15 protein-coding genes are annotated in these 16,161 nt (G+C 41.8%); 8 read left to right on the forward strand and 7 right to left on the reverse strand.

Translation table 11 applies throughout. From position 1 onward, the window contains the following. Positions 1–2 precede the first annotated feature (2 nt). The 8 genes from I5349_RS05220 to I5349_RS05255 all read left to right on the forward strand — a co-directional run bounded on the left by I5349_RS05220 (position 3) and on the right by I5349_RS05255 (position 8,719). A complete protein-coding gene (locus I5349_RS05220; RefSeq protein ID WP_226389687.1) occupies positions 3–1,082 on the forward strand; it encodes a GumC domain-containing protein in 1,080 nt (359 codons plus the stop codon). 6 nt (positions 1,083–1,088) lie between these two features. Beyond that, a complete protein-coding gene (locus tag I5349_RS05225; RefSeq protein ID WP_226389688.1) occupies positions 1,089–2,375 on the forward strand; it encodes an oligosaccharide flippase family protein in 1,287 nt (428 codons plus the stop codon). After that, positions 2,353–3,246 carry a glycosyltransferase family 2 protein gene (locus I5349_RS05230; protein ID WP_226389689.1) on the forward strand — a complete coding sequence of 298 codons (894 nt, stop codon included), beginning with the start codon at positions 2,353–2,355 and terminating at the stop codon, positions 3,244–3,246. The genes I5349_RS05225 and I5349_RS05230 overlap by 23 nt, the downstream gene beginning before the upstream one ends. Positions 3,247–3,357: 111 nt before the next feature. Then, positions 3,358–4,680, forward strand: a complete 1,323-nt coding sequence (locus I5349_RS05235) for an O-antigen ligase domain-containing protein (protein ID WP_226389690.1) — start codon at positions 3,358–3,360, stop codon at positions 4,678–4,680. Beyond that, complete coding sequence (locus I5349_RS05240; protein WP_226389691.1) at positions 4,667–5,782, forward strand: glycosyltransferase family 4 protein; 1,116 nt, start codon at positions 4,667–4,669, stop codon at positions 5,780–5,782. The genes I5349_RS05235 and I5349_RS05240 overlap by 14 nt, the downstream gene beginning before the upstream one ends. 4 nt (positions 5,783–5,786) lie before the next feature. Next, positions 5,787–6,464, forward strand: coding sequence for an acyltransferase (locus tag I5349_RS05245; protein ID WP_317194229.1), 678 nt, complete (start codon positions 5,787–5,789; stop codon positions 6,462–6,464). Further along, the gene (locus tag I5349_RS05250; RefSeq protein WP_226389692.1) at positions 6,457–7,608 is read left to right on the forward strand and encodes a glycosyltransferase family 4 protein; all 1,152 of its coding nucleotides are present in this window, start codon (positions 6,457–6,459) and stop codon (positions 7,606–7,608) included. Before I5349_RS05245 ends, I5349_RS05250 begins: the two co-directional genes overlap by 8 nt. A 4-nt stretch (positions 7,609–7,612) precedes the next feature. Beyond that, positions 7,613–8,719, forward strand: coding sequence for a DUF1972 domain-containing protein (locus tag I5349_RS05255; protein WP_226389693.1), 1,107 nt, complete (start codon positions 7,613–7,615; stop codon positions 8,717–8,719). Between the two features lie 6 nt (positions 8,720–8,725). Here I5349_RS05255 and I5349_RS05260 read toward each other — a convergent pair whose 3' ends face one another. The 7 genes from I5349_RS05260 to I5349_RS05290 all read right to left on the reverse strand — a co-directional run bounded on the left by I5349_RS05260 (position 8,726) and on the right by I5349_RS05290 (position 16,154). Next, a complete protein-coding gene (locus tag I5349_RS05260; protein ID WP_226389694.1) occupies positions 8,726–10,372 on the reverse strand; it encodes a capsule assembly Wzi family protein in 1,647 nt (548 codons plus the stop codon). Further along, positions 10,372–12,078, reverse strand: a complete 1,707-nt coding sequence (locus I5349_RS05265; protein ID WP_226389695.1) for a capsule assembly Wzi family protein — start codon at positions 12,076–12,078, stop codon at positions 10,372–10,374. Before I5349_RS05265 ends, I5349_RS05260 begins: the two co-directional genes overlap by 1 nt. Continuing rightward, entirely contained in the window at positions 12,075–12,728 is a 654-nt protein-coding gene (locus I5349_RS05270) for a hypothetical protein (protein ID WP_226389696.1), read from the reverse strand. The genes I5349_RS05265 and I5349_RS05270 overlap by 4 nt, the downstream gene beginning before the upstream one ends. 998 nt (positions 12,729–13,726) lie before the next feature. Further along, a complete protein-coding gene (locus I5349_RS05275; RefSeq protein ID WP_226389697.1) occupies positions 13,727–14,278 on the reverse strand; it encodes a DUF4287 domain-containing protein in 552 nt (183 codons plus the stop codon). 68 nt (positions 14,279–14,346) lie between these two features. After that, positions 14,347–14,820: a hypothetical protein gene (locus I5349_RS05280; protein ID WP_226389698.1), complete on the reverse strand. Its 474-nt coding sequence runs from the start codon at positions 14,818–14,820 to the stop codon at positions 14,347–14,349. Positions 14,821–14,896: 76 nt separating this feature from the next. Next, complete coding sequence (locus I5349_RS05285; RefSeq protein ID WP_226389699.1) at positions 14,897–15,856, reverse strand: HipA domain-containing protein; 960 nt, start codon at positions 15,854–15,856, stop codon at positions 14,897–14,899. Continuing rightward, positions 15,846–16,154, reverse strand: coding sequence for a HipA N-terminal domain-containing protein (locus I5349_RS05290; RefSeq protein ID WP_262895365.1), 309 nt, complete (start codon positions 16,152–16,154; stop codon positions 15,846–15,848). Before I5349_RS05290 ends, I5349_RS05285 begins: the two co-directional genes overlap by 11 nt. Positions 16,155–16,161: the final 7 nt, after the last annotated feature.

A 16,161-nucleotide genomic window follows, 5' to 3' on the forward strand; every position in this document is an offset into this window, starting at 1 on the left:
TCATGTCAGAGCATATCATAGAAGATAAGATTTCTTTTAGCGAACTAGTCCAGCGATTTAGCGCATGGGTACTATTCCTTTGGTCTAAAAGGAAAGCTTTTTTGATCATTGGTCTAGCAGGAGGACTAGCTGGTTTTCTATATACGTTTAAAAAAGTGACTTACACTGCTGAGACTACCTTTACGCTAGAAAGTGGCACAGGTGGTATGTCTGGAGATGCTTCTGGCTTAGCCTCCCTTGTGGGCATAGATATCGGTTCGCTTGCAGGAGGTGCAGGTGGTGCTTTTGAGGGTGAAAACATTATAGAGCTTTACAAAAGTCAGCGATTACTTGAACGTGCACTGCTTAAAAATGTGACTACAGTAGAACAAGACAGCTTTAGATTGATAGATCGATTCATAGCAGAGCGCAAGTATGATAAAAAGTGGTCAGAAGAATTGGCACAAGTAGACTTTAGTGTTCCAAGAGCACAGTTTAGCAAAATGCAAGACAGCTTGATGTATGAACTAGTAGAAGACTTAAGAGACTATCATGTGAGTGCCGAAAAAGTCTCTCGTAAGCTCAACATCATCAGTGTCAAGGTCAGCGCGAAGGATCCTCTTTTCGCTAGATACTTCAATGAGCAACTGGTCAAAGAAGCCAATCAGTTTTACTATGAGACTAAAACGAAAAAAACGAGTGACAATGTAGCGGTACTTCAACAGCAAACAGATAGTGTGAGACGCGTGCTAGATGAAAGTTTGCTCGGTATGGCTCAAATCTCAGAGCGCAATCCAAACCCTAACGCACTCAACAAATCCCAGCAGATACCTGCTCAACAAGCGCAGATAGACATGCGTACAGCTACTGCTGCATATACTGAGCTGGTCAAAAATCTAGAAATGGCCAAGCTGAACAATCTCAAAAATGCGCCCATCATCCAAGTGATCGATACACCAAGAAAGTACTTGGACAACAACAGAGTTTCAAAGTTAAAAGGGATTGTTATAGGCGGGCTACTAGCTGGGATATTAACGTTCATCTACTTGACAGGGAGCTGGATCATCCGTGGTGCCCTGCAAGCCGAAAAGTCAAAAGAGTAAATGTTAGTGGCTCATAAAGTAAGGTCGCTATTGATTCATAAGTCTTTTCAGAACTTTACTTTTCTTTTTATCACACAGATTTCCAATATCCTGATCTCTGTGCTTTCGATTCCTTTGATCTTTAAAGCCCTAGGAACAGAAGCCTTTGGTCTTGTCAATGCTGCCTTTACCATCATGATCACGATGGCCTTAGGGATTAGCTATGGCTATCATTTGAGTGGGCCTAGAGAAGTGGCCATTCACCAAGATAACCATCAGAAGCTGTCTGAGATCTTTACTGAAATATTCTCTAGCAAACTCATTCTGGCCTTCATCTCCCTATTACTCATCTGGGGAGGTAGTTTTTTGGGTGCTTTTTCGAGATATAGCGACATCCTCTTATTCTCCTCCGTGATGATCTTAGCGGAAGCATTTTTTCCCCTATGGTTTATGCAAGGAGTAGAGCAAGTGAAGCTACTCACGATTAGTAATCTTTGCGGCAAACTACTCTACATATTGAGCTTAGTTTTTTTTATACAAAGTCCTTCAGATGCTGTTTGGGTCAATTTTAGCTTTGGCGCCTCTGCTCTTTTGGTCAACATAGGATTAATCTTTTATGTAATCAAAAAGTGGAAAATAACGCTTTTCATCCCTAAGCTTCAGGCATTAGTCAATTCATTGAAAGAGAACTTTTCGCTCTTTATCAGCTCAGTAGCAGGGTATCTTACCGTCAATGGTGGCGTGATTATTCTTTCGTTTACTGCTACAGATTATGAGCTTGGTAGCTTTGGCCTAGCAGAACGTGTGATCAGAGTAGTGCGCCTATTTCCAAGCATCATGGCTCAGGCGATTTATCCTCATGCTTCAAGGCTTTATCAGCAAGATAGATTGAGTTTTTTTCGCTTTGTTAAAAAAACATATGCAGCCAGTCTTTTACTGACTTTGATGGGGTCTGTATTACTTTATTTATTAGCTCCTTACATCATTTATTTCTTTGCCAAAGATCCACTGGAAGATGCTGTACTATTACTGCGTGTATTGAGTTTGGTTCCCTTTTTAGCTACGCTCAATATTGCCAATGTCCTTTTGGTTTTAGTCAAATCTGAGAACAAACTGCTACTAAAAAGCACCTTTATCTCCTTTGTCTTTATGCTCTTAGTGGCCACACTAGGCGCGCAATATTATGGTGCTCTAGGCATGTCCATTGGTTTACTTTTGACAGAACTGATGTTCTTTGCAAGTCAGACTTGGATCAATTATCGCTATATCAAATCAGACACTATCGCACTCTATGGTCGCTATCGTACTCGTTAACTGGAATGGCTATGCCTACACGGCTAAGTGTCTCGATAGCTTGCGAAAGATCAGCTATCAAGACTTCGTGGTGATCGTAGTGGACAATGCCTCCACAGATGATTCAGTAGAGCAGCTACGAGCGCACTATCCAGAAATTGTCCTTTTAGAAAACTCATCCAATGCTGGCTTTACTGGGGGGAATAACTTGGCGTTAAACCATGTGCTGAATACTGCTAAGTATAACTATGTCATGCTGCTCAATAATGATACGGAGGTGACAGAGGGATTTTTAGAGCCGCTTATCACGTCACTCGATAGCAGTACTGAGATCGGGGCAGTACAGCCTAAGATGCGCTATGTGCATGATAGAAGCCTGATCTGGAATGCAGGCGGTAAGTATAATCCTTGGCTAGGTCTTCCCCAGACAGTGGGTGAAAATCAGCGGGATGTTGGACAGTTTGATGAAGCGCGAGCCGTAGATTGGATCACAGGGTGCTGTATCCTCATGCGTGTAGAGACACTGAGAAGCTTAGGGCTCTTAGAAGAACGATATTTTGCTTATTTTGAAGATGTAGATTGGTCGTTTAGGTTAAAGGCTATGGGCAAAAAACTCCTTTATGAGCCAAAATCTCTGATTTACCATGAGGCTGGTGTATCTGGTAAGCGAAAAGAGAAGGGTAAGGAGGGCTACTTATCTCCCTTTGTGATACAGCTGAATGTGCGCAATCATCTGTACTTTTACAGAAAACATGTAAAGGGACTTTATAAAATCAGTGCTGGATTCTATCAGACTGGAAAGGTATTAGCTTATGCGCTTTACTTCTTGCTTAGAGGAAGAAAGGAAAAGTTAAAAGCTGTTTTAAAAGGGCTACAAGAAGGTTTATCATAAAAATTGGGTTGATAAAAGGCTATTGAAAACTAAAAAATGATCACAGGCTTGCTATTTTTTTTAATAGTCCCGTTTTGCTTATTGGTATTCGGGTATTGTCTCTACCAACTTTTGGTAAAGGCTGAGCTTGTTTATTATTTAGTATTTCTCATCTTATACACACCATTTTACATCACCAATATTTCTTTGGTTTATGAAGTCACTGGGCTACAGATCGCTGTTCAGTTTTTTCAATACACCAAGGAAATCATTATGTTGGCAGCGTTGGTAGTCTTGTTTTTTTATCATCCCAAAGTACTACAAAAGCAATTTAGACTCATAGCTATCGATTATGTTTTCTTAACCTTCTTAGGCTTATGTACCTTGTTTTTGGTCTTGCCTATAGGAGATTCATCTTTTGTACAGAGATTACTTTACTACAAAGGAATCTTGCTCTTCTCTGTAGCTTATCTCGTGGGGAGAAATCTCCAGCTTAAACCAGATGAAATCAAACAACTCCTTCACCTGATCTTATGGGTCGGAGTAGCTACTTTGGCTTTCAATCTGCTAGAGGTATTTGTCTTAGACGCACACTTGCAGCAGTTTACTGGCTATGCCAAGTGGAACTCAGACATCAATGAGATAGATCCTACGGGAAACTATGGGCTTACTTGGACTTTCGAATCAAGCTCTGGAAAGAGGCGCTTCGCTTCATTCTTTGCCAATCCCCTTGAACTCGCAGCAAGTTCTCTACTGACTTTTTCTACTGCGCTGATATTATTTCTCAAGAGTCCCTACAGAACCAATCGAGCGATTTATGCTGCTATGATATTGGTAGCAGTTTTGACGTTGTATTTCTCATTTTCGAGGGCGGCATTTGGAGCACTCTTTCTTTTGATCGCTTTTACGGCTGTCGTTTTCAGACTGTATAAATTGATCGGGCTGGGCATATTGACCTTTCTTGGCTTAGTGATTTATATATTCTTCTTTGCACCAGATGATCTTCGTTATTTGGTCATTGACACATTGACCTTCAGCGAACCGTCTAGTCTAGGGCACGCGATCGAGTGGTTTCAAGCGATCAATCAGATGGTGATCAACCCTGAAGGTATCGGCCTCGCCATGAGTGGCAATGCGGGAGCTGTAGATGATGAATTAAAAGTGGGAGGAGAAAATCAGTTTTTGATCTATGGCGTACAGATCGGTGTGCTAGGTTTACTCTTATACTTGATACTTACATACCTCTCTATCAAAGTGCCTCTGAAAGTATATCGAACATATCCTGATGTCATGTATCGACTGATTCCGTTCATTGTATGTACTGTCAAAGTTGGATTATTACTACCACTTTTTACCTCTAATTTGGATATCTTTATTCACATCAGTTTACTTACTTGGTGCTTATTAGGCTACAGCGTGAGTTTTTATGGAAAGGAGTCTTATGAAAAAGCGTAAGGTAGTCTTGCTGGACATTTTTTATCTCTTGATGGCGCAGACGGGCATTAAGACTTATACGGAGACACTTATTGAGGTATTTCAGCACTATCCTGAAGATGATTTTCAAGTGGTAGTCTATCCTTCTTTAGAGAAAATACAAAAAATCACTTTTTTCAAAGGACGCATTAGTCTTTGGAAACGATTGCTTTTTCAACTAATCTATCATGGGTATAAGTTGACTTGGCTGCCGATCAAGTCGCATCTGGTGCAAGCTCGGGTAGTCATCAATCCAGACATTCTCTCCAATATCTGGGGTAAAGGTACGATCGTGCAAGTGCATCATGATACCTTTCTGTGGGATAGTCCTGAGCATTACAATCCCACTTGGCTCAAGGGCTACCTGCGTCTATTACATGCGGCACATAGAAGGGGGCGAGCAGCTATCTTGACCATTAGTGAGTTCTCTAAAGAAAGACTAGGGCATATTTTTCCTAAAGCGAAATCAATAGACACTATCTACCCTAGCGTACATTTGGGCTTGAATAACAAGGCTGCTACGCCCTCTCCAATTTCTGATCTCTATTTACTGCATGTAGGCGTCTTTGAGAAAAGAAAAAATCTAGTGAGTTTGATCGAAGCCTTTTATCTTGTCCTTCAAAAATCGCCTGACCTGAAACTAGTCTTAGTAGGTCAATCTGCACCAAAACCAGATATGGATGCCTCAGCTGAGATGGAAGCTACAGTCCAGCGGTTGGGGCTTGAGGATCGAGTAATTTATACTGGCTATTTATCTCAGCAGGCACTGCAGCAGTATTATCAGCATGCGGCTATGTATGTATTTCCTTCGAAAAACGAGGGCTTTGGAGTGCCTATTTTAGAAGCATTTTACCATCGCTTGACCGTGGTGATTTCTCCACAAGGTGCTTTAAAAGAAATAGGGGATGCGGGCGTTTATGTAGCAGCAGGTTATGAGCCCAAAGCGCTAGCAGCTGCTATCGACACAGTTCTCTCAGACGAGCAATTGCAAAAGGCGCTGATAATGGCTGGTCAACAGCGATTGACCTACTTCAGTCAGGAGCGCTATGCAAAAGATTTATACCAATGGCTAAGAAAACTCTAAGGTAATGAGCGAAATACTTAAAGGTAGGTTTGATGAGGATTGGAGCTTTGGTGCGAGACTAGGGCTTTTTTGGAGAGCTTTCGTTTGGCTAGTGAGAGGATATCTACTCAAGCCCTTTTTAGGAAAGTCTGGGCGTGTGATTTTGATCGGTTCGGGTGTAAGGATTCGTATGAAGTCTCAATTGAAGGCTGGTAATCACTTCATCATAGAAGATGATGCGGATATTAGCTGCCATAGTAAGCAAGGCATCTCTTTAGGAAATAAAGTGACCATTGGAAAAGGAGCGATCATTCGTCCTACTACACTTTGGGGAGGCCCACTTGGTGAGGGTATGCGCATCGGAGATCATTCTAATATCGGCCCGATGAGCTATATCGGTTGCTCAGGCTTCATCGATATAGGCAATCACGTCATGATCTCCCCTCGCGTAAGCATCTATGCTGAAAACCACAACTTTGCAGATCCTCATACGACTATGAAGTCTCAGGGAGTCACAAGGAGCTTTGTGAAAATCGAAGATGACTGCTGGATCGCTTCACATGCGGTGATCTTAGCGGGTGTGACGATAGGCCGGGGAAGTGTAGTCGCTGCGGGTAGTGTAGTGACCAAAGATGTCCCTCCCTATAGTATAGTAGCTGGCTCACCTGCTAAGATCATTTCAAATAGAAAGCAGGATGTCTGATAAATCAAAAATACTCTTTTTGCATAGTTCTGGCGATCTCTATGGGGCCTCCAGGATCATGCTATACAGTATAGAAATTGTTATAGCTGCAGATTATGAGGTCAAAGTGATTTTACCTGCTGAGGGTAATTTTAGTGAAGAACTGACTCGAAGAAAGATTCCTTTTGAAATCTTCAATCTTGGCATCATCAGGCGCAAATATTTTTCGATCAAAGGGCTCTTTAACCGCTATAGTAGGATGCGAGCTGCCGCTAAAAGGATCGCTCATATCTGTCGATCAGAAGGTGTCACACATATATACTCCAATACCACTGGTGTACTCGTTGGGGGCTATGTAGCACGAAAGCTTCAAATCAAACATATCTGGCATGTTCATGAGATACTGTCTCATCCGCGGTGGTTGGCTAAAATCATCGGTTTTTGGATCAATCTCACAGCCACTGCTGTCGTCTATGTCTCTCAGGCTGTCGCTAGAGCTTGGCAGCCTTTTGTACAAAAACCTCAAGCCTTTCAGGTCTATAATGGACTAAACTATCAGCAACTATTAGACACTGACCAAAGAGTCAAGCTCCGAAAGGAATGGGGAATTTCCGAAGAGCAAGTCTTGATCGGAATGATCGCCCGTGTGCATTATTGGAAGGGGCAGACCTACTTCCTAGAAATCGCTGCTAAGCTGAAGGAAAAGCATCCGAATGTGCAATTCTTGATGGTAGGAGATGCTTATCCTGGATATGAGTATTTGTATGAGGAGATTGCTCAAAAGAAGCAAAAGTTGAAAATAGAGTCCTCTGTGACAGACTTAGGTTTTCGTACGGATATCCCTGATATATTGTCTGCACTGGATATCTTTGTCCTCCCCTCTATCTTGCCAGACCCGCTACCCACTACCGTACTCGAAGCGATGGGCAGCGGCAGAGCAGTAGCCGCTACAAATCATGGTGGCGCCACAGAGATGGTCATTGTCGGTGAGACAGGAGTACTTATTCCTTTTGACGATGCAGAGGAAGCAGCAAACTTAATCAGTCCGCTGATAATGGATGATACAAAACGCAGTGTCTTTGGTAAATCTGCACAAAACAGGGTGCTGAAGCATTTTTCATTGGAGAGCTATGCGCAGCACATGAAAAGAGTATTTGAATTTTAGGATCATGAAAATCAGCATAATCGGCACTAGAGGTTATCCATATGTTTACAGTGGCTATGAGACATTTGTCAAGGAAGTAGCAGAGCGCATGGTTCAGAGAGGTCATGAAGTCACTGTGTACTGCCATGCAGGTCTTTTTAGTGAGAAGCCCAAAGAAGTCAATGGTATCAAACTTGTCTATGTTCGGGGCTTTCATACTAAATCATTAGAGCAGCTTTCTCATTCATTTTTGGCATTTATGCATGCTTGTATAGGTAAAACAGATGTGATCCTAGCAGCTAATCCAGCCAATGGTCCTTTTGGTTTGATCTGTAAGCTTTTTGGTAAAAAATGTGCTATCAATATGGATGGCTTAGAATGGAAGCGCCCCAAATGGAAAGGTTTAGGCGCTCGCTATTTTAAGTTTGCCGCCAAGCAGGCTACACGGTTTTATGACTTGATCATCAATGACTCTGAGGAGATGCGACAGGTTTATCTGAAAGAGTTTCAAACAGACTCTGAAGTAATCGCCTACGGAGCACATGTGAAGGAAAGCCAATACCCAGAGTTGATTCAAAAATGGGACTTACAGCCTCAGGGCTATTATTTGATTGTAGGTCGTATGGTTCCTGATAACAATGCAGACCTTTTGGTCAAAGGATTTATCGCTTCCTCCAGCACTAAAAAATTGGTGATCGTAGGCGATGTGCCTTATCAAGATACCTTTGCTAGGTCACTGAAAGCAATGGCAGAAAAAGATGACCGACTGGTCTTTACCGGCTATGTCACTAGCAGTGATGAACTGGCTGAATTATATCATCAGTCATTTGCCTATCTGCATGGTCATGAGTTTGGTGGTACCAATCCTACTATGCTCAAAGCCATGGCCTATGGCTGTGCGATCATGGCGCTAGACACGGTCTTCAACCAAGAGATGCTACAAAACGGTAAGCACGGACTATTTTTCTCCAAAGATGAAAATGCCCTAAGACAACTTATCCATCGTGCAGAAGCAGAACCGCTCACGATCTCTCATCTCAAAGCTACAGCTCGTCAAGGGATTACAAAAAAATACACTTGGGACTTTGTAACCGATCGATACTTAGAGGTACTCAAGTCATTGAGCAAATAGCTTTTCCTACTTCCAGAAGTAAGTAGCCTGCACTTGAAAGCTAAGATTTTGCTTGTCTATACCATCTACAAAATACTCTGCAGGATCATTGTAGAGTTCCCATTGGTAGTTGATCGCATTGGTAAAAAGTATGTCTGCACTTAACAGTACTTGGCCAAGCTGTTTGCTCCCTCGAAGACCTATATTGAGGTCAACCCAGAATCTTCTAAAGTCTCTAGAGTCTTCAAAGGCATAGTAGTAAAAGTCATTGTCATGCAATCGCCTCTCTATGGTAAGTCCTACTTGGTCTAAACCCTTAAACCAAGTGACTCCCAGAAACTGTGCATTGGCACCGCCACCAATCCCAGCACCAAGGACTTCTCCCTTGTGTGTAAAGCCTTGCCTGATGTAGTTATCCACATACCAGCTATCTCCTGAGCGAATTTCTCCCCTAGTATTTTGTCCAAGGAAACTTGCTTCCATTTCTACTTTGACAAAGCTGTTATTTTTGACAGGGTAGATTTTAGCCACTCCGCCCGTAAATGCCCTATCAAGCGTAGGGTTTTCTATGAACTCTCTAAATGATCTACTAGGCCCTTTGGTGCCGTATGAAAGATAAAACTCTGCTTTGGCCTCTTGCAGTAGCCATCTCATATACATGCTGCTCATCTGCTGAGAGCGAGGTCTATTGGTATTAGCGGCTACACCCGTAGACATGCTCCCATTGAAGAATGGGATGAGGTCTGCAGCGCCTCTGATCTCATCTGCATATAACTGTGTCAATTTATTGTAGCCAAGAGTCAAACCCTCGAGCCATTTAGGCTGATAAGCTAGGTTGATCCCTGAGACGTAGCGCCACTGATCACGCTTAGGCACATAGAGCTGGTAGCCTTGATTGGTCCTAGCAGTGTCGGGAGGCAGCTGATTAGAGTTTCCCAATTGACCTGCGATAAACTGTCCTTCAAACCGTCCGATCTTAGTGAGAATAGGTTTTTCTGTCTGCGCACTAAAGTGTAAAAAGCCTTCCGCCTGATTACTCATGACAAGTGCGTTTCGTTTGGCTGGACCCCACCAAAGATTTTGGGTTGAAATCCCTAAAGAAATGTCATTATCAAAAGTGTACTTAAGTGCGGACTGACCAAGCAGCATTCTCAGTTCGGCTTGATTGCCAAATCGCTCGGGCTGATCTATTCTGTTCCAGTAGTAGTACCTCCTCTCCCAGATCACATCAAAGTGCTCTTCCGGAAAAGCATCGTAGTTTTTGTTTTCATGAAAAACCAATTCAGGCATGAGTTGCAGGCTCCAGTTGCCTTTAGAAAGGTAAACGCCTCCAGTCAGGCTTTTTTGTAGCCCTCCATCTGCTCTAAAAGCGCCATCGTTGATGCTCGTAGGGAAATTGGTATTGAAGCTACTACGCATGCTCACTGGCAATAGTCTGATATCAAGCCATTTGTTAGACCACTTTTGCTCACTGAGAAAAGGCAACATGTCTGCTGGAAATGCCGAGATAGAAATTGGTCTTTGTATAAAGGAAAGTGTGCTATCTATTTGACCTAATAGCTGATAATTTCTCCAATACTCTTCATATGCATGGAAACCAACGGGAAGTGTTTGAGCTTGGACTTGCGAAGTCAAGCAATAAAGGAAAGATATGATCAGTAAGAATTTCTTCATCAGAATACGTAGCTAGCGCCCATGGTAAATTGTAAGTTGAATCGATCCTCGCCTACTCTGCGATTGGTGATTGGGTTTGGCTCAGACATGCGCCACTGATAGTTGAAACTCTGTATACCTCTCATAGATGCGTTCATGACTAAGCGGTCAAACTGCCAGCTGCCCATGAGGTTGATACTGAAGTCGGTCCAAGGCCTTCTAGCAGGATCATCTCCAAAGGCTCGATTGAAAAAGTCCTTTTGATTTTCTAGTCTTTGTACTTGAAGCCCTAGTTTGTTGATTTTTCTCACCCAGGCGATTTCTACTGTCTCTACATTAGATCCTGGTCCCGAGCCGACTCCTAGTGGCTGACCATAGTGGGTAAAACCTCTGACTTGATAGTGGGTATTCCAGCTGATGCCATAATTCTCTATGTACCGTGTGATCGTAGAGGGTGTCTCACTTGCTCGTGTGACTTCCGCTCGTATTTGGAGGAATTCGCTTGACTTGGGCAAAGGCACGAGTTTTTGAAATCCAAATAGGTAGGCACTCGCATGATCTGGCGACATGAAAAAGTCTCTCCAGTTGAGCGCATGATCTCTCCTGCCATACTCCATGTAGATTTCAGCATTTGACTTAGGAAATACCCAGCGTAGATTGACTGCTACTTGTTGGTCATTTCTTTGGTTGTCATACTCCACGCTATTGCCTCCACTGAAGCCCACTCGCTCCTTTTGAAACGCCTCGAAGATAGGGAAGTAAGTTTGCCAGTCCCCACCGATGATGTCTTCGCTATAAAACTGAAATGTTCTACTCAAACCAAGATAAAGCCCTTTGACCCATTTTGGATTATAGGAAATATTGATGCCATTGAGGTAGCGCCAGTCATCTGAGATCGTTCGAAAAAACTGATTGTTGATAGCCTCATCTTGCGTGGGCCCTTGATTAGAGCTTTCTAAACGTCCCATGATCAGCTGCCCTTCAAAATTCCCCAGAAATGTCTTGGCAGGCTTTCGTGTATTAAAAGTAAGGTGTTGAAAACCGGGCGCATTGTCACTGAAGATCAGTCCATTGAACTGTCCAGGACCCCAGGCGATATTTTCAGTGCTATAGCCTAGCGAAAATGCCCCAAAGTTTAGTCGTATGCTGCTTTGACCCAAAAAGAACTGTTGGTGAGCAGCTGTTCCGATGCGTTCGGGATTGTCTCCGCTATTCCAGTAGATGAATCGGCTATTGATCACACTTGTACTAAAATTCGCAGATTCGAATCCATCAAAGGCTCGGTTTTGTGCAGTGACCCACTCTGGTCTGAGTTGGATACTCAGTGGCCCCAACTTAGCATAAAATCCGGCCGAGAGCATTTGCTGAAAGCCTCTGTTTGGAATCATGGCGCGATCGCCCCAGCCATAAGGGTTTTTACTATTAAACTGCATTTGATATTCAGCTGGCAATAGCCCCAAAGCTATCTTTCCGCTGGCATTGCTTCTGTGCAAGGGGTACTTTGAAGCACCGACAGGCTGCATCAACACCCCATAATAATATGTAGTATCGAGCGCTGCCTGTGGATCAAAGGGTCGCACCATGAAGCTTGGGTAAGTTCGTGTGGTATCTAGTAATTGCTGTCTTCTCAAGGCCTCTTCCCAGACAGGTGCGCCCACAGGAATCGTCTGTGCGAAAGTATGGCTACCTATCAAGCAGCATAGCGCTATGAGGATTTTGACTTTCATGGGAGAATCGATATCCTAATGTTTCCTAAAGACCAACTTTCATCACATTTTGGATCAGGTGTGTTGGTTTGAACTAGCTGATCACGGAGTACCAGCCTGAGATCATCTTTGGTATGCCGGATGATCCTTTTGATCGTATATAATGCTGTTCCGTTGTTATTTTGAGACAAGTGACAAAAACCATTCAAAGCAGTGTTTTGACCTGTTCTGGGGTCATTGGGTGTAGGAAACGGATCTGGAAAAGACTGCTTGAAACAGTAGGTAGGTTCACAGGGTGTATTGGAAAAAGTCGTGTGCAGTACACTTGTATCATCTGCGATCATCTCCCATACATCTGGTCCATCTGGAGACTGAGCATTGCCATCCCAAGAGTCGTGTACGTAGAGATCTAGGGAGACTTCTACAAAACGATGTTTTGGCATGTCACTTAGTGAAAGCGTGATGGACTCATTGTTTAGCGTACCGAGCATTGCTTGGCCTCCAAATGAAATAATAGATGCGGTAGTACTGATATTGGATAAATCTCCCGCAGCAAAGTCAGATTGATAAACTATGACAGCCTCTTCTGCATCTAGTGCAGGAGTACATGCCGTAGCGAAGGCAATTAGTAGGCTTAATGCGGTAAAAACTTGTGATTTTATGAGTTTCATTGATAGGCAAATATACGCTGTTTAGGCATATGAGCGATTTACTAAGTGTGATTTCTTTTGATTTTGAGGAGGGATTGGTTGGGTTGATAGACCCGTCATTTCGGAGATACCGTTTTTTGTACTGGATTGATAAAAGTTGATGTGAGGCAAACCTTCCTTTGTCATCCTACCAAAAGTGGCAGGCAGGGGCGAGCCACAAGCGAAGCCATCCAGTCAGTAAGCTTCTGGATTGCTTCGGGTCAAGCCCTCGCAAGGACGCTATCCATCATACTGCAAGAAATAAAATGTTGCAGTTGGTAGGACAAAACAGGCATGGAATTAAAAATGGTATGAGTTAGCATCTATAGGATACCTAAAATGAAAAGAGACGCCCTGATAGGTCGTCTCTATGTGGGGTGGTGCAGGTGAGCGATCATTATAATTTCATAAATTATTGATATACAATTAATTGCATATTTTCTACCAGCTATTTAGGTGGATTTGTGTGTCACTATTGCGTAGGGTTTGTTGGCGGTGCTGATTGGGTGCTAGGAGGATGATTGAGGAGTTCTTGTAAGCGGGTTCTCTGGTTGCTGTAGGGGATCAAACAGGTAATTATGTAATGGTCGGGCGGTACTCAATGAGTACTTTACGGGTAAGCCCTAAGTACAGGACGGCTAAAAACTACCTAAAACTTACCTATACATGCAGGATAACTCAGGGAAGACTTGGAGTTGAATTGGTGTTGGATTGGAGATGAGTTGGTGTTCCTTTGGAGTTGCATTGGTGTTGCTCTTAAAAAAAACACCCTTTTGCCTCGTGGTAAAAATTCACTGTCCGCTTGCGTTTGACAATGTGAGGCTGAAGTCAAAGTTTCATAAAATCAGAGGTACACTTCCGTTGAAATGACTATATGAACTACGAGAGATTCTCTCTAAAAGTTGTGAAAATTTGAGGAAAGTTTGGTTTAGCACTGAACCGCCAATTTCTTGTAGGTGCTGTTAGCGGTAGAGGTTACTTCATCCTGCATTGTCATAAGCCTTCCTCATCCATTCAATCACTTCTTTGTCAATGTCTTTAATATCAGTAAGGATTATCTTATGAGAACACATTGCATTTGGTTTTTCGGGTTCTAGTTTCCCTTGTGGCTCTTGTCCTTTAAGATTAATTCCAATTTCAAAACGTGTCTTTGTTGCTGGATTCAAAGTCGCAAATTGTTTTTTCCGTCTCACACTCACATAGGAATTTTTCGGTGCGATTTCAAAGTCTTCCCCAAAAGACTGTATTTCGGAAATTAGTTTCTCGTAAATGGGTTTAAAATGTTCTTTCCCTTGATACTGGTTTATTATCAATTCATTTTGATTTTTTGCTGAACCTGCATCGGATTCGTTTACTTTGTGTGCAACAAGATTTGCAAATCCGTGTGTGAACTCGTATTGTTCTTTGAGAAATTTTACCATTTCTCCGTGTTTAGTAAATTTTTGAGATTTTACGATTTCAACCCATTGTTCTAAAGACTTACCTGTATTTTTATGCAGGTTGTCTATCATTGTTTGCGTTGCTTTATCCATACCTTTGTTTTTAAAAATCTATTATTGAAGATCCGCATATACAGGATTAATCAAGCACAAAGCTTGATTTAACTACTGAACGGCCACTTTTGGGTAGGTGATGATGTGCCCAGTTTTTCTTTTATTTTTTTAAAATTATCTTTTACCCGAATTCTGTCCTCATACTTAGTGTAGTCTTCGATGTTGATATCAAGTTTTTGTTCAGACGTCCTTATTTCAATTACGTCCAGTCGAATATCAATGGATTCAATATTGCTCAAATGGATAGTCGTGAGGTTATACTTTCTCGATTTAAAAGAGATTTCATTTTCTTTCCATTCAATAAATTGCCCACCCCATTTTTTTGCTGCACTTCGATATTGGAAAAACAGTCCTATAGGAATAAGAGTCAGTAGGAAGTCAGCCATTTTACCTCCACCATCCAAGATGTCTGGGGTAAATGCAACTTTGAAAACTGCCAGTAATAGTGTAATTATCGCACCCCATTTGAAAAACTTTATGTTTTTTTCAAAGCGATAGTTCTCTATTCTGTCTTCTAGCATATTCATTTTCAAATTGGGCTACAATAGTTTGGCTAAACTGCGTTTTAATGCAGTTTAGGTCTTATTGTAGCTAGTTTTAAAGTTCTATCTGTGCTGCTTTATTATCAAGAAGTGATTTGTATTCTTCTTTCATTGAATCATTTAAGAAACTACTTTCAATGAATTTGTTCCATTTCGGAATTAGTTTTTTATACTTTTTGAATATGTTGTCTATAACCTTTGAGTCCAAACCAGCACCCTTCATGGCAATTTCAAAATCTTTCTTTTTGATCTCTTTTTTCTTCCCATTTAAGTTCAAAGCAAGATCTTCATCATCTCCTTCGACTACTAATTCTGTGGCAACTAGATCATAAGCAGGGCATAGGCCATATTCTGAATTCCTTTTCAGTAAAGAGAAATTTTTAAGGTGCATATCGTTGTTTCCGGTTAAAAAACTAAATAGCACTAATTCAAAGAAATCCGTAACATCCAAACCTGGATTTGTGGCATGCTTTTTTATGGCCTTTGCTATTTGCTCATACGAGCCTTTGTACTTGTGCTCCGTCATTCGTTCAGTTATTTGGCACATGTCCTCCATATGAAGCTTGTTTCCTTTTTCCCGGTCGATTCTTTTTGTTATATAAGCTAACTCTCCAGATTTCAGTCTGATAAGTGAATGCTCTACGGTTTTTAATTTACTGACTTCAGCCAAGTGCATTGTCAAATCTTCGATTTCTGGTAAACTTGAGTATGTTTTTGTTTGGGGCTTTAAAATATATTCACCCCAAAGACCTACAATTGTAAATCGCTCAGGTTCTGATGAATTTTCCAATAGTCCAAGGGATAGTTTAGGTTGAACACCTGTAACCGTTTTTTTACTTTTGATTACTTGTTCAGCTAACTCTAGGATTTGGTCTTCTGTAAAATTCAATTCTGGAGGATTAATTTTACCAAAGAATTTCTTACTGCATTTTTGATGATAACCTTTTATGCCTGCCTCAGTAGTTAATTCTTCTAAACCTATTTCTTTATAGCAATAAAGACATTTATTCTCCATCTTCTTCCTGTGGTTGTATTGATACTGCCCCTATGCAATCATGACAAGTTTTTAGTAATATACTCATCCTATCCCGTGGATCTAGTTTCCAGTTTTTTTGTGCGATATCTAATAACCATCCTTCTGGAATTAAACCATCAAAAAACGGGAATAGCATTTTACTTTCATATCGATCACTTGTAAGTGGAAACGTCACGCTTATTGCTTCTGAGTTCAGTTGGTCCAGATATGATTTTTCGTATTGAAAATGATAGCCATCTTCATCTTCCGTTAATTTTCCGGCCAGTTTGTTATGCATGTAAACT

It is taken from the genome of Penaeicola halotolerans (genome assembly GCF_016464625.1).
In the GTDB taxonomy this organism is placed as follows: domain Bacteria; phylum Bacteroidota; class Bacteroidia; order Cytophagales; family Cyclobacteriaceae; genus Penaeicola; species Penaeicola halotolerans.